This window comes from Nonomuraea sp. NPDC049419 (assembly GCF_040676995.1).
GTDB classification, from domain to species: domain Bacteria; phylum Actinomycetota; class Actinomycetes; order Streptosporangiales; family Streptosporangiaceae; genus Nonomuraea; species Nonomuraea salmonea.
Map to the genome: position 1 here is coordinate 50,228 of NZ_JBFAQB010000016.1, position 22,387 is coordinate 72,614.

Annotated in this window: 22 protein-coding genes and 1 pseudogene; 10 read left to right on the forward strand and 13 right to left on the reverse strand. The window is 70.2% G+C overall.

The annotated features are described in order from the left end of the window. Positions 1–22: 22 nt before the first annotated feature. The 3 genes from AB0K12_RS34760 to AB0K12_RS34770 form a co-directional block, all read right to left on the reverse strand. Positions 23–1,276 (reverse strand): DMT family transporter, encoded by a 1,254-nt coding sequence (locus AB0K12_RS34760; RefSeq protein WP_364570967.1) that lies wholly within the window; start codon positions 1,274–1,276, stop codon positions 23–25. Positions 1,277–1,577: 301 nt separating this feature from the next. After that, on the reverse strand, positions 1,578–2,066 hold the full coding sequence (locus AB0K12_RS34765) for a GNAT family N-acetyltransferase (RefSeq protein ID WP_364570969.1): 489 nt from the start codon (positions 2,064–2,066) through the stop codon (positions 1,578–1,580). Beyond that, positions 2,063–3,604 carry an XRE family transcriptional regulator gene (locus AB0K12_RS34770; RefSeq protein WP_364570971.1) on the reverse strand — a complete coding sequence of 514 codons (1,542 nt, stop codon included), beginning with the start codon at positions 3,602–3,604 and terminating at the stop codon, positions 2,063–2,065. Before AB0K12_RS34770 ends, AB0K12_RS34765 begins: the two co-directional genes overlap by 4 nt. 275 nt (positions 3,605–3,879) lie before the next feature. On the opposite strand from AB0K12_RS34770, the gene AB0K12_RS34775 reads away from it, so the two are divergent. The 4 genes from AB0K12_RS34775 to AB0K12_RS34790 all read left to right on the forward strand — a co-directional run bounded on the left by AB0K12_RS34775 (position 3,880) and on the right by AB0K12_RS34790 (position 7,541). Beyond that, positions 3,880–4,164 (forward strand): hypothetical protein, encoded by a 285-nt coding sequence (locus AB0K12_RS34775; protein ID WP_355420113.1) that lies wholly within the window; start codon positions 3,880–3,882, stop codon positions 4,162–4,164. A gap of 595 nt (positions 4,165–4,759) precedes the next feature. Further along, positions 4,760–5,623, forward strand: coding sequence for a mechanosensitive ion channel family protein (locus AB0K12_RS34780; protein ID WP_345388096.1), 864 nt, complete (start codon positions 4,760–4,762; stop codon positions 5,621–5,623). A 10-nt stretch (positions 5,624–5,633) separates the two neighbouring features. Beyond that, on the forward strand, positions 5,634–6,014 hold the full coding sequence (locus tag AB0K12_RS34785; RefSeq protein ID WP_364381334.1) for a globin: 381 nt from the start codon (positions 5,634–5,636) through the stop codon (positions 6,012–6,014). Between the two features lie 18 nt (positions 6,015–6,032). After that, positions 6,033–7,541: a glycoside hydrolase family 13 protein gene (locus tag AB0K12_RS34790; protein ID WP_364570975.1), complete on the forward strand. Its 1,509-nt coding sequence runs from the start codon at positions 6,033–6,035 to the stop codon at positions 7,539–7,541. On the opposite strand, the gene AB0K12_RS34795 is transcribed toward AB0K12_RS34790, so the two are convergent. From AB0K12_RS34795 to AB0K12_RS34805, 3 genes are all read right to left on the reverse strand, one after another. Further along, a complete protein-coding gene (locus AB0K12_RS34795) occupies positions 7,536–8,690 on the reverse strand; it encodes an MFS transporter (RefSeq protein ID WP_364570977.1) in 1,155 nt (384 codons plus the stop codon). The two genes, AB0K12_RS34790 and AB0K12_RS34795, sit on opposite strands and share 6 nt — an antisense overlap. A 27-nt stretch (positions 8,691–8,717) precedes the next feature. Continuing rightward, positions 8,718–9,092, reverse strand: coding sequence for a thioesterase family protein (locus AB0K12_RS34800; RefSeq protein ID WP_364570979.1), 375 nt, complete (start codon positions 9,090–9,092; stop codon positions 8,718–8,720). A gap of 68 nt (positions 9,093–9,160) precedes the next feature. Further along, on the reverse strand, positions 9,161–10,591 hold the full coding sequence (locus AB0K12_RS34805) for an MFS transporter (protein ID WP_364570981.1): 1,431 nt from the start codon (positions 10,589–10,591) through the stop codon (positions 9,161–9,163). Between the two features lie 76 nt (positions 10,592–10,667). Between AB0K12_RS34805 and AB0K12_RS34810 the strand changes: the two genes are divergently transcribed. Continuing rightward, positions 10,668–11,567, forward strand: coding sequence for an SDR family oxidoreductase (locus AB0K12_RS34810; RefSeq protein ID WP_364570983.1), 900 nt, complete (start codon positions 10,668–10,670; stop codon positions 11,565–11,567). 1 nt (position 11,568) lies between these two features. Continuing rightward, the gene (locus AB0K12_RS34815) at positions 11,569–12,387 is read left to right on the forward strand and encodes a MaoC/PaaZ C-terminal domain-containing protein (RefSeq protein WP_364570985.1); all 819 of its coding nucleotides are present in this window, start codon (positions 11,569–11,571) and stop codon (positions 12,385–12,387) included. Here the strand turns inward: AB0K12_RS34815 and AB0K12_RS34820 are convergent. Continuing rightward, positions 12,384–12,995, reverse strand: coding sequence for a TetR/AcrR family transcriptional regulator (locus AB0K12_RS34820; protein ID WP_345388109.1), 612 nt, complete (start codon positions 12,993–12,995; stop codon positions 12,384–12,386). The genes AB0K12_RS34815 and AB0K12_RS34820 overlap by 4 nt on opposite strands. Before the next feature lie 90 nt (positions 12,996–13,085). Between AB0K12_RS34820 and AB0K12_RS34825 the strand changes: the two genes are divergently transcribed. Both AB0K12_RS34825 and AB0K12_RS34830 read left to right on the forward strand, forming a co-directional pair. Beyond that, a complete protein-coding gene (locus AB0K12_RS34825; protein WP_364570988.1) occupies positions 13,086–14,258 on the forward strand; it encodes an acyl-CoA dehydrogenase family protein in 1,173 nt (390 codons plus the stop codon). Positions 14,259–14,263: 5 nt separating this feature from the next. Next, the gene (locus tag AB0K12_RS34830) at positions 14,264–16,351 is read left to right on the forward strand and encodes an acetate--CoA ligase family protein (RefSeq protein ID WP_364570990.1); all 2,088 of its coding nucleotides are present in this window, start codon (positions 14,264–14,266) and stop codon (positions 16,349–16,351) included. A 157-nt stretch (positions 16,352–16,508) separates the two neighbouring features. Here AB0K12_RS34830 and AB0K12_RS34835 read toward each other — a convergent pair whose 3' ends face one another. The 3 genes from AB0K12_RS34835 to AB0K12_RS34845 form a co-directional block, all read right to left on the reverse strand. Next, complete coding sequence (locus AB0K12_RS34835) at positions 16,509–17,636, reverse strand: thiolase (RefSeq protein WP_364570992.1); 1,128 nt, start codon at positions 17,634–17,636, stop codon at positions 16,509–16,511. Beyond that, positions 17,633–18,040 (reverse strand): Zn-ribbon domain-containing OB-fold protein, encoded by a 408-nt coding sequence (locus tag AB0K12_RS34840; protein WP_345388117.1) that lies wholly within the window; start codon positions 18,038–18,040, stop codon positions 17,633–17,635. The genes AB0K12_RS34835 and AB0K12_RS34840 overlap by 4 nt, the downstream gene beginning before the upstream one ends. A gap of 72 nt (positions 18,041–18,112) precedes the next feature. After that, positions 18,113–18,625: a VOC family protein gene (locus tag AB0K12_RS34845; protein WP_364570994.1), complete on the reverse strand. Its 513-nt coding sequence runs from the start codon at positions 18,623–18,625 to the stop codon at positions 18,113–18,115. A 165-nt stretch (positions 18,626–18,790) separates the two neighbouring features. Here AB0K12_RS34845 and AB0K12_RS34850 point away from each other — a divergent pair, with 165 nt between their 5' ends. Next, complete coding sequence (locus tag AB0K12_RS34850; RefSeq protein ID WP_364570996.1) at positions 18,791–20,110, forward strand: MFS transporter; 1,320 nt, start codon at positions 18,791–18,793, stop codon at positions 20,108–20,110. On the opposite strand, the gene AB0K12_RS34855 is transcribed toward AB0K12_RS34850, so the two are convergent. Both AB0K12_RS34855 and AB0K12_RS34860 read right to left on the reverse strand, forming a co-directional pair. Continuing rightward, positions 20,107–20,994 (reverse strand): LysR family transcriptional regulator, encoded by an 888-nt coding sequence (locus AB0K12_RS34855; protein WP_364570998.1) that lies wholly within the window; start codon positions 20,992–20,994, stop codon positions 20,107–20,109. The two genes, AB0K12_RS34850 and AB0K12_RS34855, sit on opposite strands and share 4 nt — an antisense overlap. A gap of 172 nt (positions 20,995–21,166) precedes the next feature. Next, positions 21,167–21,493, reverse strand: coding sequence for a putative quinol monooxygenase (locus AB0K12_RS34860; RefSeq protein WP_364571000.1), 327 nt, complete (start codon positions 21,491–21,493; stop codon positions 21,167–21,169). A 64-nt stretch (positions 21,494–21,557) separates the two neighbouring features. Between AB0K12_RS34860 and AB0K12_RS34865 the strand changes: the two genes are divergently transcribed. Then, positions 21,558–21,932, forward strand: a complete 375-nt coding sequence (locus AB0K12_RS34865; protein ID WP_364571002.1) for a MerR family transcriptional regulator — start codon at positions 21,558–21,560, stop codon at positions 21,930–21,932. Between the two features lie 56 nt (positions 21,933–21,988). Here AB0K12_RS34865 and AB0K12_RS34870 read toward each other — a convergent pair. Further along, positions 21,989–22,315 (reverse strand): annotated as a pseudogene (locus AB0K12_RS34870) (alpha/beta fold hydrolase); the annotation flags it as partial. Between the last annotated feature and the right edge of the window lie 72 nt (positions 22,316–22,387).

Genomic DNA, 22,387 nt, shown 5'->3' on the forward strand with positions numbered 1-22,387 from the left:
CCTTTCGAATAGTATGTCTAACCTATTCGGAGCGAAACCACCGCTGCAATCCTGTGGTATGGGCCTGCTGCTCGGAATCCTCCATGAGATCGCACAGGCACCGCCCGAGCAACGTGACCGACTGGCAGCACCCCGGCCCGTTCTTGGCCCGCACGATGCGAGTGGCCCGGTTGAGCAGCCGTTCGAGGCTCGGCTCCGCGCCGCCCTTGAGCGAGTGAGTCTGCCAGGGGCAGGACGCGGCGTCCGTACAGGCGCTGGCGGCGAGATAGGGCACGGGCCCGCTCTGCAACCGCAGCCGGTCCTCCCGCTTGACCCGCTGCTCGGCCAGCGCGTGCGCGGCCCTGCGGGCGATCGTCAGCAGGTGGCGCCGGCCGCCGTCGTCGCGCCTGGTCACGGAGCGTGACGGTAGCGCGAACAACGTCGCCCCGCCCATCAGCACGCCGCCCACGATCATGCCCCAGCCCATCGGCTCGTCGAACCAGATCACCGCGATCGCCGCCACCCACACGGGCTGGGTCGACATGAGGATCTGGCTCGGCATCGCCGACAGGTACTTCTGCCCGTACGAGCGGGCCAGGAAGCCCAGCGCGCACGACACCACCGACAGGTGGGCGAGGATCGTCCAGTCGGGCAGGCCGGCCGGCAGGGTGATCCCGTCGCGTACGGCGAAGCAGCCGGTCAGCACCCCGATGGTGAGCAACTGCACGGTGGTCAGCCCGTACGCGGGAAAGCCCGACGGCCGCTTGGACAGATGGGCCAGGAAGAGCGTGTGGCCCGAGTACAGCGCCGCGGCGAGGAGCGTGACCCCCAGCGCCGGCAGCGACATGTCGTCGGTGTTCATGCCGCGGACGAACGCGAACACCCCCATGCCTGCCAGCGCGAGCACCACCCCCGCCCAGATCCGCCGCGCCACCCGCTGGCGGAACAGCACCAGCGTCAGGATCGGCGTGATGATCACGCTGCACCCCACCGCGAACCCCGACACCGCCGACGGCAGGCTGTCCAGCGCCACCGCCTGAGCCGCCTGCCCGAGCCCGAACAGCACCCCCAGCAGCACGCCGTGCAGCCAGGAACTCCACGACATCCCCCGCAGCCCCCGTGGCCTGATGACGAGCAGCGTGAGCCCCGCGACGAGATAGCGCTCGGCGAGCAGATCCTCCACCGGTAAACGGAGAATGAGGTCTTTCATCAGCGGGAACGCCGACCCCCATGCGGCACTGACGAACAACAGAAGCACGGCTCCCAGTAGGGGGCGGGAAGCGGGCACACCTGCCATGGAGAAAGCATGGCACTACTATTCGCGACGTCAGATGTACAGGGAGCAGCCGGTGAGGCTTGCTTACACCTCAGTGGTAAGAGCCTCACCCGCGGGTTCGTACAACCTTATCCGCGGGGGCCGATACGGCATGATCGGACATTTCCTGCTTGAGATACGGACCTGGCATGCCGAGGCCGTGGAATGTCCGGAAATAGAGCCGGCGGGGATGTCACGCCGGTGCTCCCGGGTGGCTTCACCGGGAAAGTCGGAGGCAGCGGCCCCAGGAGGGGGTGGATGGGGCCGTTGGGGGTGGCGCCGGCTAGCGTTCTATTACGGCGCGCGGGACCAGCCGTTTCTCCCCGTAGATCACGGTGAGCTCGCCGACCCGCTCGCGGGAGAGCTCACGCCATCCGCGGCGCTGGTAGAGCGCCAGCGCGGCCTCCTGGTTGAGCGTGGTGTCGCCGCGTACGCGCTGGAAGCCGAGCTCCACCGCGCGCCGCTCGATCGCGGCCAGCATGGCCGCCCCGAACCCGCGCCGCTGGAACTCCGGATGCACCCGCAGCCTGCAGACCTCGGCCGTGGCGGTGTCGACGGGTTTCAGCCCGCCCATCGCCACGATCCGTGAGCCCACCTCGCCCACCAGGAAGTCACCGCCGCAGGCGAGGTAGATCTCCTGGATCCGCGGGAAGTCGTCGTCATAGTAGACGCCGTCACCCGGGACCAGGCCCACCTCGGCGAGGCAGATCCGGTGGAGCGCGAGCAGGGTGTCGAGATCCGACCAGCGATAGCGCCTGATCTCCAGCTTCATGCATCGCCCCCTTGCATCTGGTGCTGTTTGGGTCGTCGAAGCTGCGCCAGATACTCATCCAGGTCAGGAGCGTTCGCCACCTTGAGCCGCTCTCCGAGCAGGATCGCGGGACGCACGATGAGGTCGGTGAGGTAGTCGGCGGGGACCAGGCTGAGCGCCTTGGTCGCGATGGCCACCGCCTCCCGGACGTCACCGTCGAGCAGCTTGCACTGAGCCTGGTCGAGCCGGATGAGCGTCTGGTCGAGGATGTGGTCTTCGTATTTGCCGAGCGCCTGGTCGAGCACGACCTCCGCCTCGATCGTCTGGCCCAGCTTGGTGAGCACGTCGCCCTGGTAGAAGTAGAGCTGCTTCTCGGTGTAGCCGAAGGCGACGTCTTCGCGGTCTTCGGCCTTCATGTGGGAGAAGGCGTTCCTGGCCCGCGCGAGAGCACGCTTGGCCTGGTCGACGATCTCCTTCTTGTTGTCGTTGCCGGCCAGCGCGGCCAGCGCCCTGGCCTCGACGACCGGAGCCATGGCCTGCGCCGGGCAGGGCGTGGAGCCGGCCATGTCGCGGCTCTTCTTGGCGAGGTTGAGCGCCTCGCGGGCGTCGCCGAAGTAGAGCGGCACGAGCGACTCGCGCGCGCAGATCCACGCCCGCAGCGCCCGGTCGCCGGTCTCGTCGGCGGCGGTGCGGCCGGTGCGGAAGAACGAGCGGGCCAGCCGGTGATCGCCCAGGTTGATGAGGATCATCCCGCTCAGGCCGGACAGCTGGGCGGCCATCCTGCACAGCCGCTCCTGCAGGTCGATCGGCTGGCGGCGGGACATCGCCGTGCGTACGGCGCTCAGCTCCAGCAGCACGTCGCACAGCAGCCGCAGCGGCGCCGTCGTCGTGTACTGGCGGCCGAAGCTGACCGTCGCCTCCTCCCACTGGTCGAGCATCGCGGCGGAGACCGTGGCCGAGACCAGCGTCTCGTCCATCCTGCGCCGGATGCCCTCGCACGCCCCCAGCACCGGCCCGTCCAGCTCCGTGCCCTTGGCGTCGGTGTTGAGGAGGTTTAAGAGGGTGCGCCGGAGGATGTTCTCGTCCTCCTCGGCGTCGGGCTCGGGCTCCACCGGCTTGATCATCAGCTCGCGATCCTGCTGCTGGCAGCGGTCCTTGGAGTCACCGCCGACGACGCCCGGCATGCGGTGGCCGTGGCCGCAGATGCAGGGCGCGTCATAGCCCAGGGCGATCGGCTCGACCCGGTAGACCGTGCACAGATAATGCAGGTATTCCGGGCCCGGGCGTTTCAGCCCGCTCTCGTACGCTGACAACAGGGTCTCTCCGATGCCGGGCATCGGCTTGGAGTCGCGCTCGAACAGAGCCCTCACCTGTTCGATGACGTCGGCCAGCGCGATCCCGTAGGCCAGTCGATGCGCCTTGATGCGGGTCGTGCTGAACTGCGCCGTGCACGCCTCGTGGATCTCATCAGCTATCTGAGCCGACGTGCGCCCGGCGGCGAGGCCCCTGGCCCTGATCCGCCGGGCGATCTCCGTCTCTCGGTGCTGTCTGCCGGACATCCCGGCCCCTCTCACACAAGTCTCGACCGGTCCGCAACTGGTGACTCAGCGTAGTCCTCAAGTCGCTGTACGCCTACCCATGACTATGAAGCAATGACGACGGGATGGGAAACGCCGATAGGGAGCCTACGGTTAAGGATCGTCCTCCCGAGGACTGTTTCTTACAACCCATGAGTGAGAAGCGACTCCCCGTGAGCAAACAGCCCCGTTGCGCGAACCCTTGACTTGGGCCATCTTTGGCGCACCGGCAACGATTCCCAAGGGAGGGACGAACGGTGGGGGACGACAACTTCGAGCACCTTGAGCGTCTGGTGACCGAACTCGGCGCTCGCGGGCTGCTCGCACGAGTGGTCCGGACCCAGAGCGGGCGCACCTTCGTCCGGGTGATCAACCCGGACGCCACGAGCCTTTCCGAGAACGTCACGTGCCGCCCGGCCGCCGTCTCGGAGGTCTCGGCCTGGTGGTACTGCTGGTCCTGGGGCGACCGGATGCACACGGCCGACGACCCGGCCGGTGCGGCGAACAAGGTCGCCCGCGTGCTCGCCGTCGCGGGTGAGTGAACGGCGTGGTGATCCGGGTGGAGCGCAGCCACCGCGGCTCACCGCGACCCGCGGCGGCTTCTGGGAGCCGGCGGGGTGACCGGTGCGGAGGGGCTCCGGCGTGCCCGGGCCCTTGGTCACCCCGCCGGTTCCGGCCGGCCGCACGTCACATGCCTCGTCATGGCCTCCCTGTGAGGCTCGTCCGTACGGCGCCGCCCGCCGTACGGGCTCTCAGACCCCCCGCCCGCATCACCGGGCGGGTGTTCGGGGGATCCCTCCCGGAACCGGCTCGGGACACGCTTCCGGGTGCGTGTCCCGTTCCGAGCCGTCCGTCATCGGAGCGCCGTCTCTCTCCCTCCGCGGCCCAGAGAGCCGGCGACCCCGTCTTCCCCGGCGTGATGTGACGGCGGGCGGTTCGGTCAGCGGTATTTTTGGATCGAAACGGTCCAATAGGCGACCGAACCGCTTCCGGAGGGGATCCACCATAGTGTTACTGCTGGTGACGCCGGCACCACCATCCGCGTCTCCGTCGCTGCTGCCGGACGTGGATTCGATGACCACGCAAATGTCCGCTGTCTGCCAAAGTGACACGGTCCTTTGCTCTACCCTGGTCAGGGTGTTCGGCAACGAGCCCTGGGCGCCCCTGGTGTCCAGCGCGATAACCATCGTCCTGATCCTCGTGCTCGCCTTCGTTCTGCGGAACGTCGCGCACCGGATCATCACGAGGGTGGTCAACAGAGCGGCCACGGGTGGTTCGATCACGAGCCGGTTCCGCAAGGGAGCCGCTCCCGACGGCATCGACGCGCTGCTGCACGAGCGGCGCAAGCAGCGGGCCGAGACCATGGGGTCGGTGCTCAAGCACGTCGCCTCGATCGTGGTGCTCGGCACTGCGGCGCTGACCGTGCTCGACCGGCTGACCATCCCGATCGCGCCCCTGCTGACCAGCGTCGGCATCCTCGGCGTCGCGGTCGGCTTCGGCGCGCAGGAGCTGGTGAAGGACTTCATCGCCGGCATGTTCATGCTGCTGGAGGACCAGTACGGCGTCGGCGACGTGATCGACACGGGCGCCGCCGTGGGCACCGTCGAGGCGGTCACCCTGCGCATCACCCGGCTGCGCGACGCCGACGGCCGCGTGTGGTACATCCGCAACGGCACGATCACCCGGGTCGGCAACGAGTCGCAGGGGTGGTCGCGGGCGTACATGGACGTCCCTGTGGCGTACGACGCCGACGTGGTGGGCGTGAAGGTGCTGCTCGAGCAGGTGGCCGAGGAGATGTGGGCCGACTCCGAGCTGCGCGAGAGCAAGATCGTCGAAGAGCCGCAGGTCTACGGCGTCGAGCAGCTGTCCGACAGCTCGCTGGTGTTCCGCATCACCACCAAGACGCTGCCGTCGGCGCAGTCCGAGGTGGCGCGCGAGATGCGGCTGCGGGTCAAGTCGGCGCTCGACACCGCGGGCATTCAGCTGGTGGGCAGCGCCTAAGCTAGGGATCGTGACAGAGACCTCCTTTTACGACGCCGTCGGGGGCGAGGAGACGTTCCGGCGCCTCGTACACCGCTTCTATGAGGGGGTCGCGGAAGACCCGCTGCTGCGGCCGCTCTATCCGGAGCCCGATCTCACGGGCGCGGAAGAGCGGCTGCGCGGTTTCCTGGTCCAATACTGGGGCGGTCCCAAGACCTACAGCGAGCAGCGCGGCCACCCCCGGCTGCGCATGCGGCACATGCCGTTCGTCATCGGCGAGCCCGAGCGCGACGCCTGGCTGCGGCACATGCGTGACGCGGTCGACTCGCTCGATCTGCCGGAGGAGCAGGACAAGCGGCTCTGGGACTATCTGGTCTACGCGGCCCACAGCCTGGTGAACTCCCCCACATAACGGGGCATGACACGCCACATGGATATCCCCTGGTGGCGTGACGCAGTCGTCTACGAGATCTATGTCCGCAGCTTCGCCGACGCCTCGGGAGACGGCGTCGGCGATCTCGCCGGCATCCGCGAGCGCCTGCCCTATCTGCGGCGGCTGGGCGTGGACGCCATCTGGCTGACCCCGTTCTACCCCTCCCCCATGGCCGACGGCGGCTACGACGTGGCCGACTACCGCGGCGTCGATCCGATGTTCGGCTCACTGGACGACTTCGACGCGCTGGTGACGCAGGCGCACGAGCTGGGGCTGCGGGTGCTCGTGGACGTCGTGCCCAACCACAGCTCGTCGGCGCATCCCTGGTTCCAGGAGGCGCTGCGCGGGGTGGGCCGCGACCGCTACATCTTCCGCGACCACACCAACAACTGGAAGTCCACCTTCAGCGGGCCCGCCTGGACGCAGGCGCCCGACGGGCAGTACTACCTGCATCTGTTCGCGCCCGAGCAGCCCGACTTCAACTGGCGCAACCGCGAGGTGCACGAGGAGTTCCTCGACGTGCTGCGCTTCTGGCTGGAGCGCGGCGTCGACGGGTTCCGCATCGACGTGGCGATGGGGCTCTACAAGGCGGAAGGGCTGCCCGACGTGCGCGACCAGTCGTTCACCTCGGTCTCGCCGGTGTGGGGGCAGCCGGAGGTGCACGGCGTCTACCGCGAGTGGCGGCGGCTGCTCGACTCCTACCCGGGGGAGCGGATGGCGGTGGGCGAGGTGTGGACCGACGACGCCGAGGACCTCGCCCGCTACGTACGCCCCGACGAGCTGCACCAGAGCTTCAACTTCGCCTGGCTGGAGGCGCCGTGGTCGGCCACCGCGTTCCGCAAGGTGATCGACGACACGCTGGCGGCGGTGCCGTACGCGACGTGGGTGCTGTCCAACCACGACGTCGTACGCCACCGCACCCGCTACGGGACGGACGAGCCCGGCGCGGGCCTGGCGCGGGCCAGGGCGGCGCTGCTGACGATGCTGGCCCTGCCCGGCTCCGCCTACCTCTACCAGGGCGAGGAGCTGGGGCTGCCGGAGGTGACCGACCTGCCGGACGACGCCAGGCAGGACCCCATCTTCTTCCGGTCGAAGGGCGAGCTGCCGGGGCGCGACGGGTGCCGGGTGCCGATCCCGTGGACGGTCGATCCGCCGTCCCACGGGTTCTCGCCGGGCGGGGTGGAGCCGTGGCTGCCGCAGCCGGAGTGGTTCGCGGAGCTGAGCGTCGAGAAGCAGGAAGGGGTGGCGGACTCGACGCTGGAGTTCTACCGGCGGGCCCTGGCGCTGCGCCGCGCGCTGGCGGGAGAGATTCCTTACACCTTGGAGTGGCTTGATTCCCCCGAGGGAGCGCTTTTCTTCACCCGGGGTCCGCTGATCTGCGCACTCAACTGCGGCACGGGTCCCGTACATCTGCCCGAGCACACCGAGGTGCTGCTGACGAGCGGCCCGCTCAAGCGCGGTCTGCTTCCGCAGGACACGGCGGTGTGGCTGCGCCGCGCGTCATGAGCGGTCCGCGCGCAGCGGGATGACCGGCAGCGAGACCAGCGCGCAGCCGAGGCCGGCGGCGAAGCCCGCCCAGTAGCCGGTGCCCTCGATGAGCAGGCCGGCGAGCGGGGTGGCGACGAGGGCGACGGAGTTCTGGACGGTGTTGTGGGTGCCGAGCACCCGGCCTGCCCAGCCGGGTCCGGCCAGTTCGCCGGCCGTGAGGTAGGCGAGGCCGTTGCCCGCCACGGTCATCACCGAGGCGAGCGCGAGCATGGCCACGCCGAACGCGGCTCCGGTGAGCGCGCCGGCGACGAGCAGGGCCAGCACGGCGAGGTTCCAGAGCGTGAGCAGCAGCAGGGGACGCATGCGCAGGCCGGTCCTGTCCGACCAGCGACCGGCCGCGACGCGGACCACGGCGCCGCCGATCGCGGCCACGCCGAACAGCCGCCCCGCCGCGACGCCGTCCCAGCCGTAGGAGGTGACCAGGCAGTCCACCCCGTACGTGGTGACCACGATCTGCGGCACCGCGTGCAGGGCGCTGGTGGCGTGCACCCGCCACAGCGCGGGCTGCCGGTACGGCGAGCCCGCCGCGGCCGCCCTGCTTTCGGGAGCCGCGTGCGGCGGCTCGGCCAGGAAGAGCGCGGCCAGCACGGCGGCCAGCAGGCTGAGCCCCGAGCAGAGCAGGAGCACGCCGGTCAGGCCGTGGGCGGCGGCGACGGGCGGCAGCACGAAGGCGGCGGCCGCCATGCCGAGGGTGAAGGAGACCTGCCGCACGCCCATGGCGACGCCGCGCTCGGGCGGGCTGAACCAGCGCAGCACGATCCGGCCGCCGCCGACCATCGCGGCGGAGCCGCCAGCGCCGGCCAGGGCGAGCAGCGCGATCACGGCCCAGGCGGCCTCGGCGAACGCGGCGGCGGCCAGCGTCACGGCGGCCACGCCGACGCCGAGTCCCAAGACGAGCCGTTCGCCGTGCCGGTCGGCGAGCGCGCCCCAGGCGACGAGGGCACAGAGAATGCCGATCGCCGGGGCGTTCCCTATCAGGCCACCCACCGGCAGCGAGACACCGAAATGTCGCAAGATTTCGGGCATGACCAGAGGCAGTCCGAACAGCCCCAGGGTGACGCTGGCGTGCGCGTTGACGCCCAGCGCCAGCATCCACCACCGCTTCATGCGCCCCTTCTCATCGGCGGGGGCGCGTCATTCGGCGTAACGCTTGAGGTAGGCCAGCTCACTCTCGCTCAGGCGGCGGGGCGCGGCCCGCTCGACGTCGTACGCCGCGAGCACCGACCTCGCGGTCACGTAGAGGTCCTCGTCGTCGCGGATCTCGTAACGCAGCGTGAACCGTACCGCCCGGATCTCCGTCACCCAGGTCTCGACGCGTACGGGCGCCGCGCGGAAGCCGAGCGGGCGCCGGTAGTCGATCTCGTGACGCGTCACGACCAGCCCTTTGAAGGGCTCGGCACCCTCGTTGTACGGGTCGATGCTCAACATGCCGAACCGCGCGTCCTCGAGGTAGTCGAGGAAGCGCACGTTGTTCACATGACCTTGGGAGTCGATGTCACCGAATCTCACCACGCGGGGATAGATGTGCCGTCGGGCCGGGGAAGGTTCATCCACGTCCGCCACCGTACCGGGCCACGTCAGGTGGCCTTGCGCCGGGCCAGGCAGGTCAGCACGGTCAGCACCGACACCGCGGCCATCGTGCCGAGCGCCCACCGGTAGCCGGTGACGAGCTGCCCGACCGCCTCGCCGGAGAGCAGGCCGAGCGTGCCGGCGAAGACCTGCTGGTGCAGCGCGGCGGGCAGCGGCGCGACGAGGATCGACAGCACCATGCCGGTGCCGACGACGTTGCCGGTGTTCTGCAGCATGAGCCGCATGGCGTTGACGATGCCGAGCCGGTTCGACGGCAGGCCGTCGAGGATGGCGGTGTTGTTGGACGGCAGGAAGATTCCGGAGCCGAGGCCGATGAGCACGAGCCCGGTGGCGACGGCCGGATACGGCATCGTCGTGGACATCACCGCCATCATGACCGCGAGGCCGCAGGTGGTCGTCGCGGCCCCGGCGACGGCGAGGGCGCGGGCGCTGAAGCGGCGCTGCAGGAACCCGGAGACGACCGAGGCGCACAGGGCGGCCACGGCCAGCGGCAGCACCTTGAGCCCGGCCTGTACGGGATCGTCCCCGCGGACGGCCTGGAAGTAGAGCGCGACCAGGAAGACCATGCCCATCCGCGCGACGGCGTTGAGGAACGAGGCGAGCGTCCCGAAGGCGAAGGACGGCTCGCGGAAGAGGCTCATGTCCACCACGGGGTGGGCGGCCCTGCGCTCCCTGAGCACGAACAGCGGCAGCCCCACGACGAAGGCCGCCGCGCCGCCGAGCACCAGCGGATGCTGCCAGCCGAGCCTGGTGAACTCCGACAGCGCCAGCAGCAGCCCGCCCAGCGTCAGCAGCACGAGCAGGCTGCCCGGCGCGTCGAGCCCGCCGTCGCGGCGGGCGGGCGCCGTCCTGCGCAGCGTGATCGAGCCCCACAACAGGCAGAGCAGCCCGATCGGCACGTTGAACCAGAACACCCACCGCCAGCCCAGGCTCTCGGCCAGCACGCCGCCCAGCGTGGGGCCGATCAGCCCGGCGATGGAGAACGAGGCGACGTACACGCCCATGCCCTCGCCCAGCCGCTCGCGCGGGAAGGCATCGCTGACCAGGGCCGCGCTGTTGGTGAGCAGCATGGCGGCGCCCGCCGCCTGCACGACCCGCATGGCGACGACCAGCCAGGCGTTGGGGGCGAGCCCGGCGAGCAGCGCGGCCCCCGTGTACGTGGCCAGCCCCAGCAGGTACATCCTGCGCCTGCCGAACAAGTCGGCCAGCCTGCCGAATACCACCATGAGGACGGTCGTGGTCAACTGGTAGCCGAGGAGGATCCAGCTCGCCGCGGTGGCGTCGGCGCCGGTGTTCCGCGCGATCTCGGGGAGCGCGACGTTGATCGCACTGCCGCCGAGCCCGGTCAGGACGCTGGCCAGGCTCACGACCGACAGGGTTCGCCAGGCGTAGCCGAGGGTCGGGGTGGTCGCCGCCAAAGGCCCTTATCCTTTCTAGATTTCAATACTAGAATCTTATTCGCATCGTTCGCCGGTCAAGGATTCGAGGTGTCGGATGAGCGGGATAGTCGAGGGCCGCGTGGTGATCGTCACGGGCGCGGCCAGGGGCATCGGACGGGGACACGCCCTGGAGTTCGCCAGGCAGGGCGCGAAGGTGGTGGTCAACGACCTCGGAGCGGAGGTGGACGGCACCGGCTCGTCGGGAGCGGCGGCCGAGGTGGTGGCGGAGATCGAGGCCATGGGCGGCCAGGCGATCGTCAACGGCGAGGACGTCTCCGACTTCGACGGCGCCGAGCGGCTGGTCCGCGCCGCCATCGACCACTTCGGCACGCTCGACGTGCTGGTCAACAACGCGGGCATCCTGCGCGACCGGATGCTGGTCAACATGACCGCAGAGGAGTGGGACGCGGTCATCAGGGTGCACCTGCGCGGCACGTTCGCACCCCTGCGCCACGCCGCCGCCTACTGGCGCTCGAAGGCCAAGGCGGGCGAGCAGGTGGACGCCCGCATCATCAACACGACCTCGTCCTCCGGCATCTACGGCAACCCCGGACAGGGTAACTACGGCGCCGCGAAGGCCGGCATAGCGGGTCTGACCGTCATCGCCGCCAGGGAGCTGGAGCGCTACGGCGTGACGGTCAACGCGATCGCGCCCGCCGCGCTCACCCGCATGACCGAGAACCTGCTGCCCAAGGGGGCCACCGGCGCCGACCCCGACGACATCGCGCCGCTGGTCGTGTGGCTGGCCGGCGCGGAGGCCAGGAGCATCACCGGGCGGGTGTTCAACGTGCGCGGCGGCGTCATCAGCGTGGCCGAGGGCTGGCACGCGGGGCCCGGCGTGGACAAGGGCGGGCGCTGGGACCCGGCCGAGCTGGGCTCGGTCATCCCCGCGCTGGTCGAGAAGGCCGCGCCCAACGCGCTCACCAACGGCCGCATCCCCGGGCGGGAGGACTGACATGCCACTCGACCACACCGTGATCGGCGTCGAGAGCCCGCCCCACGAGCGCACGTGGACGGCCAAGGACACCATGCTGTACGCGCTCGGCGTCGGAGCCGGCACCGCCGAGCTGGAGTTCACCACGGAGAAGGGGCAGCGGGTGCTGCCGACGTTCGCGGTGCTGGCCGCGCAGGCGCCGGGGCGGCGGCTCGGCGGCTTCGACCCGGCCATGCTGGTCCACGCCGAGCAGGGCTTCGAGCTGCACCGGGAGCTGCCCGCGGCGGGCGGAGTGCGGACCACCTCGAAGGTGACCGGCATCTACGACAAGGGCTCGGGCGCGCTGGTCACCTCCGAGGCCAGGGCCGTCGATCTCGACACCGGCGAGCTGGTCATCTCCTCCTACAGCTCGGTGTTCATCCGGGGCGAGGGCGGGTTCGGGGGTGACCGGGGGCCGCGCGACTCCTGGGCGGCGCCGGACCGGGCGCCCGACCACAAGGTGACGTACTCGACATATCCGGAGCAGGCGCTCATCTACCGGCTGTCGGGGGACTACAACCCGCTGCACAGCGACCCGGAGTTCGCCGCCAGGGCCGGGTTCGACCGGCCGATCCTGCACGGGCTGTGCACGTACGGGGTGACCGGCAGGGCCCTGCTGCACGCGGTGGCGGGCTCCGACCCGGCGCGCTTCAAGGCGATGTCGGGGCGCTTCTCCAGCCCGGTCTTCCCCGGTGAGTCGCTGACCGTCTCGATCTGGACGGACGGCACGGACGTGCTGTTCAGGACCGCCAAGGACGACGGGACCGTGGTGATCGACCGGGGCCGCGCGACGATCGGCTAGCCCTCGCGCAGCTCCCTGAGGGGGTCGAGGCGGTGGATGAGCGTCACCGCCGCCTCGATCACCTCCTGCGCCTCCTCCTCGTTGTCGGAGGTGGCGACCTCGCGGGCGGCCTCGCCGATGATGCTGGTCAGCACGGCCACCGTGAACCGGTCGAGCGGGTCGCCGCCGGCGCCGAGCAGCACCGCGTTCTGGCGTACCCACTCGCGCCCGCGGGTGCGGCGGATCAGCTCGAAACCAGGAGGGCCGTCGCCGTCGATGAAGAGCCTGACCAGGTCGCGGCGCTCCCACGCGCCCGCGAGATAGGCCCGCGCGCCCGCGATCAGCAGCTCGACCGGGTCGGTGACCCCCTCTTTCTTGGCCTTGGCCACGCTGGCGGCCGACGCCTGCTCGTGGGCGGCCTGGTGGTCCTCGTAGAGGGCGAGGAAGAGCTCCGTCTTGCCACCGAAGTGGTGGTAGAGGCTGCCCACGCTCGACCCGGCACGGGCGACGACGTCGGAGACGTTGGAGTCGGCGAAGCCGTGCTCGCTGAAGACCTCACGGGCGGCCTGCAGCATGCTCTTGCGAGTCTGGGCCGTACGGCTCCACTCCCACGAGGACTTGCGTGCCATGCGCCTATCGTAGCGCGGCGAATTCTAGAATCCGATTCTTGACACTGGACGACATAGGCTAGAACCTATTCCTAGAGAACGATTCTAGAAATGCCCTGGGAGGCGGCTGTGGACTTCTCGCTCACCCCCGAGGAACGGCAGATCCGTGACACCGTCCGGTCCTTCATCGAGAAGGAGGTCATGCCGCTGGAGCCGGAGGTCCTGCGCAACGAGCGCGAGGGCCGCCCCGGCCTGGACGCCGACGTGCTGCGCGACCTGCGCGCCAAGGCCAGGAAGTCCGGCTTCTGGGGCATCAACACCCCCGAGGAGTACGGCGGCGCCGCCCTCGGCCCCATCATGTCCGCGATCATCGCCATGGAGATCGGCAGGACGTTCGTGCCGTTCTCGTTCGGCGGCAGCGCCGACAACATCCTGTACGCCGGCACCGACGAGCAGAAGCAGCGCTACCTCATCCCCACCATCGAGGGCGAGCGCCGCTCCTGCTTCGCCATCACCGAGCCGGGCGCCGGCTCCGACGCCCGCAACATCCGCACCCGCGCCACCCGCGACGGCGCCGAGTGGGTGATCAACGGCGAGAAGACGTTCATCACCGGCGGCAACGAGGCCGACTTCGTCATGGTCTTCGCCCTGGCCGAGGAGCACGGCGTCACCTGCTTCCTGGTGGACAGGGACATGGGCTGGACCTCGGAGCCGATCCCGACCATGGGCCAGTGGGGCCCCGCCTCGCTGGTGTTCCAGGACGTCCGGGTGCCGGAGGAGAACATCCTGGGCGAGCTGGGCAAGGGCTTCGAGCTGGCCATGCAGTGGATCGGCCAGGGCCGCTACATGATCCCCGCCCGCGCCATCGGCTCGTCCGAGCGCATGCTGCAGATGGCCATCGACTACGCCAAGATCCGCAAGTCGATGGGCCAGACCATCTCGAACTACCAGGCCATCCAGTGGATGATCGCCGACTCCCAGGTGGAGATCGAGGCCGCCAAGTGGCTCACGCTGTACGCCGCCTGGCAGGTGAGCCAGGGCATGGACGCCCGGCACGCCTCCTCCATCGCCAAGCTCAACGGCGCCGTCATGGCGAACCAGGTCGTGGACCGGGTGCTGCAGATCCACGGGGGCATGGGGTACACCAAGGAGCTGCCGATCGAGCGGTGGTATCGCGAGCTGCGCCTGCTGCGCATCTTCGAGGGCACCGACGAGATCCAGCGGCGCACGATCGCCCGCAACCTGATCAAGGGGCACGCTCGGCTCGGCCTCATCGGAGAGTGAGGGGCATGTCCGTCCGCGAACTGTTCAACCCGCGCTCGATCGCCCTGGTCGGCGCGACGGACAAGTCCGGCTGGTCCATCAGCACGCTCGGCAACCTGCGCGCGCACGGGTTTCCCGGGCCCGTGCACCTGGTCAACCCCCGGGGTGGCGTCGTGCACGGCATGCCGGCGCACAAGAGCCTCACCGACATCGCCGAACCCGTGGATCTCGCGTACGTGATGGTGCCCACCACCGCCGTGCTGGGCGTGCTGCGCGAGGGCGCCAAGCTGGGCATCGGCTGCTACGTGATCCTCACGGCCGGGTTCGGCGAGTCGGGCGAGGAGGGGGCGCGGCTGGAGGCCGAGATCGCCGGGTTCGCCGTGGAGCACGGGCTGACCATCCTCGGGCCCAACGGCAACGGCTACATCAACGCCGCCGCGGGCGTGACCCCGTACGGGCTGCCGATCCCGCCGCCGCTGCTGCGCGGCGAGGTCGGCGTGGTGCTGCAGAGCGGCGCGCTGGCCAGCTCGGTCCTCTCCTTCGCGCAGGCCCGCAACGTCGGCATCAGCCTGCTCACCTCCATGGGCAACGAGGCCGTCGTGAGCGTCACCGACGTCATCGACTACCTCGTGGACGACCCGGCCACCCGGGTCATCGCGCTGTTCCTGGAGACGATCAGGAACCCGGCCGAGTTCTCCCGCGTGGCGCGGCGGGCGCTGGAGGCGGGCAAGCCGATCGTGGCGCTCAAGATCGGCCGCAGCACGCTCGCCTCGCACACCGCCCAGGCCCACACCGGCGCGCTGGTGGGCGACGACGACGTGATCGACGCGGCGCTGCGCCAGCTCGGCGTGATCCGGGTGCGCTCGCTGGAGGATCTCATCATCACCGCGGGGCTGCTGGCCTCCAGCGGGCCGCTGCCGGGGCCGCGCGTGGGCGTCGTGACGCCGTCGGGCGGCGCGTCGGAGATCATCGCCGACCGGGCCGAGGACGAAGGGCTGGAGCTGCCGGCGTTCGCGCCGGAGACGGTCGAACGGCTCAGGGAGATCGTGCCGGCCTTCGGCACCGTGCAGAACCCGCTCGACGTCACCGGGTACGTGCTCATCGACCGCACCCTGCTCGGCCGCGCGCTCGACGTGGTCACCGCCGACCCGAACATCGACCTCGTCATGCTGCTGTCCGAGCCGCCCAAGCTCGCGCCGCCCGACCCGGCGCCCGTCCTCGCCCAGTACACGGCCAGCGCCGAGCGCATCGCGGCCTCGCGGGTGCCGGTCGTGGTGGTGAGCAACGTGCTGACCGACGTGACCGCGTTCGGGCGGCAGGTGCAGCAGGAGACCGGGTTCCCGTACGTGGCGGGCGGGATCGAGCACGGCATGCACGCCATCGGGGCCGCCGTACGGTGGTCGCGGACACGGGCCAGGGTGCTGTCCCGGCCCGAGCCCATCCCCTGCGCCGAGGGGACGCTGCGCCCGCCCGGCGCGCACGGGGTGTGGGCCGAGCACCGCGCCGCCGCGCTGCTGGCCTCCTCCGGGCTGCCGGTCGTGCCGTCCGATCTGGCCCGCTCGGAAGCCGAGGCCGTCGCCGCCGCCAGGAGATTCGGCTATCCCGTGGTGCTCAAGGCCGCCGCCGAGGGGCTCGGGCACAAGAGCGACGTCGGCGGGGTCAGGCTCGGGCTCTCCGCCGAGGAGGACGTGCGGCGGGCCTACCGGGAGGTGGTGGCCGCGGTGCCGTCGCTCGACGGCGTGCTCGTCCAGCCGCAGCGCGGCGGCGGGATCGAGCTGCTGGTCGGCGTCGTCCGCGATCCGGCCTGGGGGCTCACGCTGGCCGTGGGGCTCGGCGGGGTCTGGGTGGAGGTGCTGCGCGACACCGCGCTGCGGGTGCTGCCGGTGGACGCGGGCGAGGTGCGTACGGCGCTGGCGGAGCTGCGCGGCGCGGCCCTGCTGGACGGCGTGCGCGGCGGCCCCGCCGCGGATCTGGACGCGGTGGCGGACGTCGTGGCCCGCGTCGCTTCGTTCGCCGAGTCGCTGGGCGACGGGCTGGAGTCCCTGGAGATCAACCCGCTGCTGGTCACCGGCTCCCGCGTCGAAGCCCTCGACGCACTGATCACCTGGCGCTGACCCCGCCCGTGGTTCGTGGGCTCCGTGGGCCGCCAGGCCCGTGGGCCCCTCGATCCGTGGGGCCCTCGGCCCGTGACTCCCCGGGTTTGTGGGGTCCCTGGGTTCGTGGGTCCCGGAGTTTTGGGGAGGGGCGCCCCCTCAGGCGCCCCTCCCCTGCTCACGGCAGGCGGTTGGACAGAACGAGGGTGGCGGCCGAGGCGAACATGCCGCCGTTGCCCAGGACCACGCTCACCTCCACGCCGGGCACCTGCGCCGCCGCCTCGCCGCGTAGCTGGCGTACCGACTCCTGGATGGCGAACATGCCGTACATGCCGGTGTGCGTGTAGGACAGGCCGCCGCCGTTGGTGTTGAGCGGCAGCCGGCCGCCCGGCGAGGTGTGGCCCTCGGCGATGAACGCCCCCGCCTCGCCGCGCCCGACGAAGCCCAGGTCCTCCAGGCCGTAGATGGGCACGTGGGCGAAGGCGTCGTACACCATGAGATGGTCGACGTCCGCGTGCGTGATCTTCGCCTCGGCGAAGGCCGCCTCGCCCGAGAGGCGGAAGCCCTTGGAGGTGGTGAAGTCCTCCATCTGGGAGATGATCGGCGACTCGGCCGCCTCCCCCGAGCCCAGCAGGTAGACCGGGGAGCGCCGGGCCCGCTCGGGCGTGGTGACGATCAGCGCGCCGCCGCCGTCGGTGACCAGGCAGCACTCCAGCAGGTGGAAGGGGTAGGCGACCAGGCGCGAGGCGAGCACGTCCTCGACCGTGATGAGGTCGCGGCACATGGCCCTGGGGTTGAGGTGCGACCAGCGCCGCTGCGCCACCGCGACCTCGGCGAGCTGCTCGTGGGTGAGGCCGGTCTCCTTCATGTAGCGCAGCGCGGTGATCGTGAACGACGTGGGCGGGCCGACCACCCCGTACGGCAGCTCGAACTGCCCGAGCAGCGAGTCGGGCCCCATGCCGTAGCGACCGGCCCCGACCCGCGAGCGCCCCGACTCGCCGTGCGTGATGAGCACGGTGTGGCACATCCCCGCCCTGATCGCGGCGGCCGCGTGCCGCACGTGGAAGAGGAACGACGAGCCGCCCACGCCCGTGCCGTCCAGCCAGGCGGGCGTGACGCCGAGGGCGTGGGCGATCTGGATCGGGCCCGGCGTGCCGACGGTGGCGATGCCGTCGATGTCGTGGATGGTCATGCCCGCGTCGGCGAGGGCGTTCCTGGCGGCCTCCAGGTGGAGCTGCAACGTGGAGTGGCCGGGCAGGCGGCCCACCTCGTCGGTCTCGGCGGCGCCGGCGATCACCACGGTCATCGGGCACCTCCGGCCGGCTCGAACAGCGGCACGGTGACCTCGCCCCGCCGCTCGAACACCACCTGCAGCTCCATGTCCAGGGGCAGGTTCTCGGGGACGTTCGGCACGCCCACGATGTTGGTCATCATCCGCACGCCCTCCTCCAGCTCCACGACCGCGATCGCGTACGGGGCCTCCTCCTCGAAGCCCGGCGCGGGACGGTGGTTGATGACGTACGAGTAGAGGGTCGCCCGCCCGCTGGCGCGGACCCATTCGACCTGGTCGCCGCCGCACCGGGGGCAGGTGGGGCGAGGGTAGAAGTAGTGGCGCTCGCAGGTGGTGCAGCGCTGGATCCGCAGCTCGCCCGCGGCGGTCCCGTCCCAGAAGGGCTGGGTCTCCGGTGTGGGCTTAGGTGCCGGCTTCATCAGCCTCCCCAATCCTAGTTCTAGAATTCCACTCTAGATCTAAGTTCTGCGGCACCTCAAGAGCCCGGACGCTCAGGGGCTGGGGATGCCGTTGCCGTTCCTGCCGCGGCCGGCCAGCACGTCCCCCAAGGTCGGACGCTCCTCGGCGGGCTCGCGCGGCCCCGGCTGGGCGAGCTGGATGAGCACCCCGTGCGCCTCCTTGGGGTGCAGGAACACCTCCTGCCAGCGCGGATCCGACCGGTTGAGCCCGTGCAGCCGGTAGCCGCGCCCGGTCAGCCTGGCCACCGCCGCGCCGAGGTCGCTGACGTGGAAGTTGAGGTGGTGGACGCCGCCCCTGCCCCTGGTGAGCTCGAAGAAGCTGTCGAAGAACGTCGAACCGGCCAGCGGCTCCATCAGCTCGACCTTGCCGCCGTTGCCGTACGTGAGCTGCAGCGTGCGGTAGCCGGCCCGCAGGTTGTCACCGCCGCCGCCGAGATGCCGGCCGCCCAGCAGGTCGCGATAGATCGGCAGCAGGTCCCTGATCCGGGGCGCCGCCACGGCGGTGTGGTCGAAGTGTACGTCGAGGCCGTCCAGTTCCAGGTCCACGCGGGGGGCTCCTCGCTCTCGGCAATCCTAGAATTTCATTCTAGCCACGGACCCGGCCTCACACCCTTGACGGAACCAGATGTGAGAGGCAGCATCGCAGAAATAGATTCTAGAGCTGTCTTCTAGAACTACACGGGGGGTAAAGCTCGACCAGAAAGGTTGGCCATGAGGCTGTCCTACGTCCGTGAGCTCGACGAGTACCCGACCGGCGCCCGGCGCATGAAGATCCTCACGATGGCCGTGCTGGCCATCCTCATCGGCTCGTACGAAGGCCAGATCGCCCCCGTCGTGCCCCTGCTGCTCAAAGACCTCGACATGTCGCTGGCCACGTACGGCGCGGTGTCCGGCGGCGCCGCCGTGACCGGGGCCATCGCCTCCATCATCGGCGGCCGGCTCACCGACCGCCTGGGCCGGGTCAGGCTGCTCGTCCCCCTCATGGCGCTGACGGCCGTCCTCTGCTTCACCATGACCCTCGTCCACACCCCGCGCGACCTGCTGATCGCCCGGATCGTGCTGGCGTTCGTGGACGGCGTCGCCATGGCCAGCACCGCGCCGCTGATCCGCGACTTCTCACCGCGCCTCGGACGCGCCCAGGCGTTCGGCTTCTGGACGTGGGGCCCGGTCGGCGCCAACTTCCTCGCCGCCGCAGTCGCCGGATGGACGCTGCCCATCTTCAACGACTCCTGGCGCTCCCAGTTCGTCATCATGGGCTGCTTCTCGCTGGTCATCTCGATCGTCATCGCGCTGAACATCGCCGACCTCTCCCCCGAACTGCGGGCCAGGATCCAGCACACGGAACGCGCCGCCAGCCAGGTCGTGGACCTCTCCAAGCCGCCGACCCTGCGCTCGCTGTTCAGGCGGCGCAACATCTGGGCCCACGTCGTCGGCATCTCCCTGTGGCTCGTCCTCTACATCACGCTCTCGCTGTTCGGGCAGACCATGCTGGTCGGCGCGCTCGGCATCAGCAGCGCGGAGGCGTCCACGATCATGGCCGCCTTCTGGAGCCTCAACCTCATCACGCTCATCGTCACCGGCCGCCTGTCCGACCGTACGCAGCTGCGCAAGCCGTTCTCGCTCGGCGGCACCATCGCCGCCGTCCTCGTCACCGCCTACCTCGCCGTCTCGCTCGGCCAGGAAGGCGTCTCCACCGGCCTGCTGATGGTGGTCGGCGCGCTGCTCGGCGGCTCGCTCGGCGTCGCCTACGCCCCCTGGATGGCCAACTACTCCGAGGACGCCGAGGACGCCGACCCGCGCCTGCAGGGCACCGCGTGGGGGCTGTTCGGCTTCCTCAGCAAGGGCATCGCGGTGATCGGCCTGCTCGTCATCCCGCACGTCGTCGAGGCCACCAACTGGCAGACGTGGCTGTTCGTGGCGCTCGGTTGCCTCGTCCTGTTCATCCCCGCCATCCTGCTGTTCAATGGGCCCTGGCGGCGGCCCTCGCAGCCCGCGCCCACTCCGGTCGCCGTCGGGAAGGAGGCCGTTTAGCATCGAATGCTGCAGGTCGTCTCCTTGGCGGTCTGTGCGAGCGCGCGGATGAGGTCGGTCTCGGCGGCGGTACGCCAGATCAGGGCCCAGCGGGCGAGCGGGGCGTCGCGGATGGGAACGTAGGCGATGTCGGACCGCGTCATGTAGCGGGCGGCGTGCATGTGCACAGGGGAGACGGCTTCGCCGCCGGCGATGACCGGGATCATCCCCATGAAGTGGGAGACATGCGGGCCTACCGGGATCGGCCGTCCGCTGGGGGTGTGCGTGGGAACGAGCGCCTGGCGCCAGTAATCGGGGCGGGCGCCGCCCAGCACGGTGAGGTCGGCGAGGTCCTCGTACGACACCGTGTCCCTGCCGGCCAGGGGATGGGTGGGTGAGAGCGCGAGCACGACGGGTTCGGTGTAGACGATCGGGCCGACGGTGAGGTCGGGTTCGTCGACGGGGAGCCAGATGAGCGCGACGTCGATGTCCCCGCTGCGCAGTGTCCCGAAAGGGTCGCCGAAGTCGACGCTGCGGATCTGCAGGTCGCATCCGGGATGGCGGGCCTTGAAGGCGTCGAAGAGGGGGCGCAGGTCCTGCGGGTTGTGCCCGACCATGCCCAGCCGCAGGACGCCGGTCGTGCCCTGGGCGGCCCGGACGGCTCGCTCGATGCCCTCGCGCAGCCCCCGGTACATGGGTTGGAGATCTTCGAACAGCTGCCGGCCGATCGGGGTCAGGGCCACGTTGCGGTTGTCACGGTCGAACAAGGCGGCGCCGATACGGCGTTCCTGCTTCTTGATCGCCTGGCTGACACGGGCCTGGGTCACGTGCAGGCGCTGGGCTGTGCGGCCGAAGTGCAGTTCCTCTGCCAGAGTCAGGAAGATTTCGATGTCGCGAAGCTCCACCCGCGCGCTCCCTTCGACTGATCAACAGGAGGGTATGGCATATTGCCGGATTTGAGATCATTTCTGAGGTTTCGGGCGATCACTCCCAGGGACGCCCGAAACACCAGCTTTGCCGCTCGATGTACTCACGGTTCTTGCAGAAGGGGCCCGCCGGCTGGCGAGCATGTGGACGTCAGGTCAGGCCCGGGTAGGGGCTCCTCATGATGCCGAAGTAGGCCTCGGGCGCGCCTTCGAGGTGTTCGGGCAGTGCGCTCATGAAGGTGCGCAGCAAGGGGGTGGCGTTATGCCGGTCGAGGTCCTCCTGGGAACGCCACACCTCGTAGAGGAAGAATCGGCCGTCCTCCTGCTCGTGAAGGTGGTACTGGAGGCTGCCCTCATGTCCTCGGGACGGCTCGACGAGGTCCGTCAGGAGCTTGCGGAGCTCATCGGCGTGTCCAGGCTTGGGGGTCAGAAATCCATAGAGCGAAACGGGCGCTGGCGCGGTAGGTGTCGTGGTCATGGGCTCAACGTTAGAATGTGACACGGATGTGAGATTCAAGCTGGCGTGCTATGAGGTGGGTCACATGAAGATCGGAGAGCTGTCGCGCAAGACCGGCGTGGCCGTGCGCCTTCTCCGCTACTACGAGGCCCAGGGGCTGCTCACCTCCCATCGCAGCGAAGGCGGCCACCGCCACTACGGACCCGAGGCGCCCGCCACCGTCGACCGCATCCGCACCCTGCTCGCCGCCGGGCTCCCCACCAGGATCATCCGGGAGCTCATGCCCTGCTTCGCCGGCGACGGCACCCGGCTGCAGGCCTGCGTTCTCGACCACCTCAGAACCCAGTACGCCGAGCTGGACTCTCGCATAGCCGACCTCACCCAGGCCCGCACGGCGCTCGGCGACATCCTTGACGCCTCGACTCGGACCCTCGTCGACACCGAGCCGGCCGCCATCTGACAGCAGGCCTTCGCGTCGCCCGCCGTCCTGTGAACGGGCGGCTGACCGGTGCGGGGTCGTCCGGCGGGGTCGTCCGGCGGCGCGGAGTGGGACAGCAGCCGCGCGTGGGCGGCCAGCACCTGGAACACGTCCCTGTCACGGTCGGCCTCGGGTACCCCGCGCACGAACCGCTCCTGCGCCTCGGGGAAGAACCTGCCGACACCCCGGTAGAGCCAGACGATCTCGCTGCGGCGGGTCATGGTGACGGCGGGGATGACGATCTCCGAGACCCGCTCGGGGTGGGTCTCGGCGTAGGCCAGGATCAGCGCCGAGCCCCACGAGCCGCCGTACATCAGCCACCGGTCGATGCCGAGATGCTCGCGCAGCCGCTCCATGTCGGCGATGAGGTGCTGGGCCGTGGGTGGTGTTGCGACTCAGGTCGCTCTCGTACGGTTCGATCGGGGGATACAACGGGG

Bases quoted from the DNA above. Each gene is read 5' to 3' on its own strand.
- AB0K12_RS34795 (WP_364570977.1), bottom strand. From the start codon at position 8,690: ATGAAGCGGTGGTGGATGCTGGCGCTGGGCGTCAACGCGCACGCCAGC.
- AB0K12_RS34770 (WP_364570971.1), bottom strand. From the start codon at position 3,604: ATGTCCGGCAGACAGCACCGAGAGACGGAGATCGCCCGGCGGATCAGG.
- AB0K12_RS34840 (WP_345388117.1), bottom strand. From the start codon at position 18,040: ATGAAGCCGGCACCTAAGCCCACACCGGAGACCCAGCCCTTCTGGGAC.
- AB0K12_RS34825 (WP_364570988.1), top strand. From the start codon at position 13,086: ATGCCCTGGGAGGCGGCTGTGGACTTCTCGCTCACCCCCGAGGAACGG.
- AB0K12_RS34850 (WP_364570996.1), top strand. From the start codon at position 18,791: ATGAGGCTGTCCTACGTCCGTGAGCTCGACGAGTACCCGACCGGCGCC.
- AB0K12_RS34790 (WP_364570975.1), top strand. From the start codon at position 6,033: ATGGATATCCCCTGGTGGCGTGACGCAGTCGTCTACGAGATCTATGTC.
- AB0K12_RS34865 (WP_364571002.1), top strand. From the start codon at position 21,558: ATGAAGATCGGAGAGCTGTCGCGCAAGACCGGCGTGGCCGTGCGCCTT.
- AB0K12_RS34760 (WP_364570967.1), bottom strand. From the start codon at position 1,276: ATGGCAGGTGTGCCCGCTTCCCGCCCCCTACTGGGAGCCGTGCTTCTG.
- AB0K12_RS34835 (WP_364570992.1), bottom strand. From the start codon at position 17,636: ATGACCGTGGTGATCGCCGGCGCCGCCGAGACCGACGAGGTGGGCCGC.
- AB0K12_RS34830 (WP_364570990.1), top strand. From the start codon at position 14,264: ATGTCCGTCCGCGAACTGTTCAACCCGCGCTCGATCGCCCTGGTCGGC.
- AB0K12_RS34820 (WP_345388109.1), bottom strand. From the start codon at position 12,995: ATGGCACGCAAGTCCTCGTGGGAGTGGAGCCGTACGGCCCAGACTCGC.
- AB0K12_RS34765 (WP_364570969.1), bottom strand. From the start codon at position 2,066: ATGAAGCTGGAGATCAGGCGCTATCGCTGGTCGGATCTCGACACCCTG.
- AB0K12_RS34810 (WP_364570983.1), top strand. From the start codon at position 10,668: ATGAGCGGGATAGTCGAGGGCCGCGTGGTGATCGTCACGGGCGCGGCC.
- AB0K12_RS34860 (WP_364571000.1), bottom strand. From the start codon at position 21,493: ATGACCACGACACCTACCGCGCCAGCGCCCGTTTCGCTCTATGGATTT.
- AB0K12_RS34815 (WP_364570985.1), top strand. From the start codon at position 11,569: ATGCCACTCGACCACACCGTGATCGGCGTCGAGAGCCCGCCCCACGAG.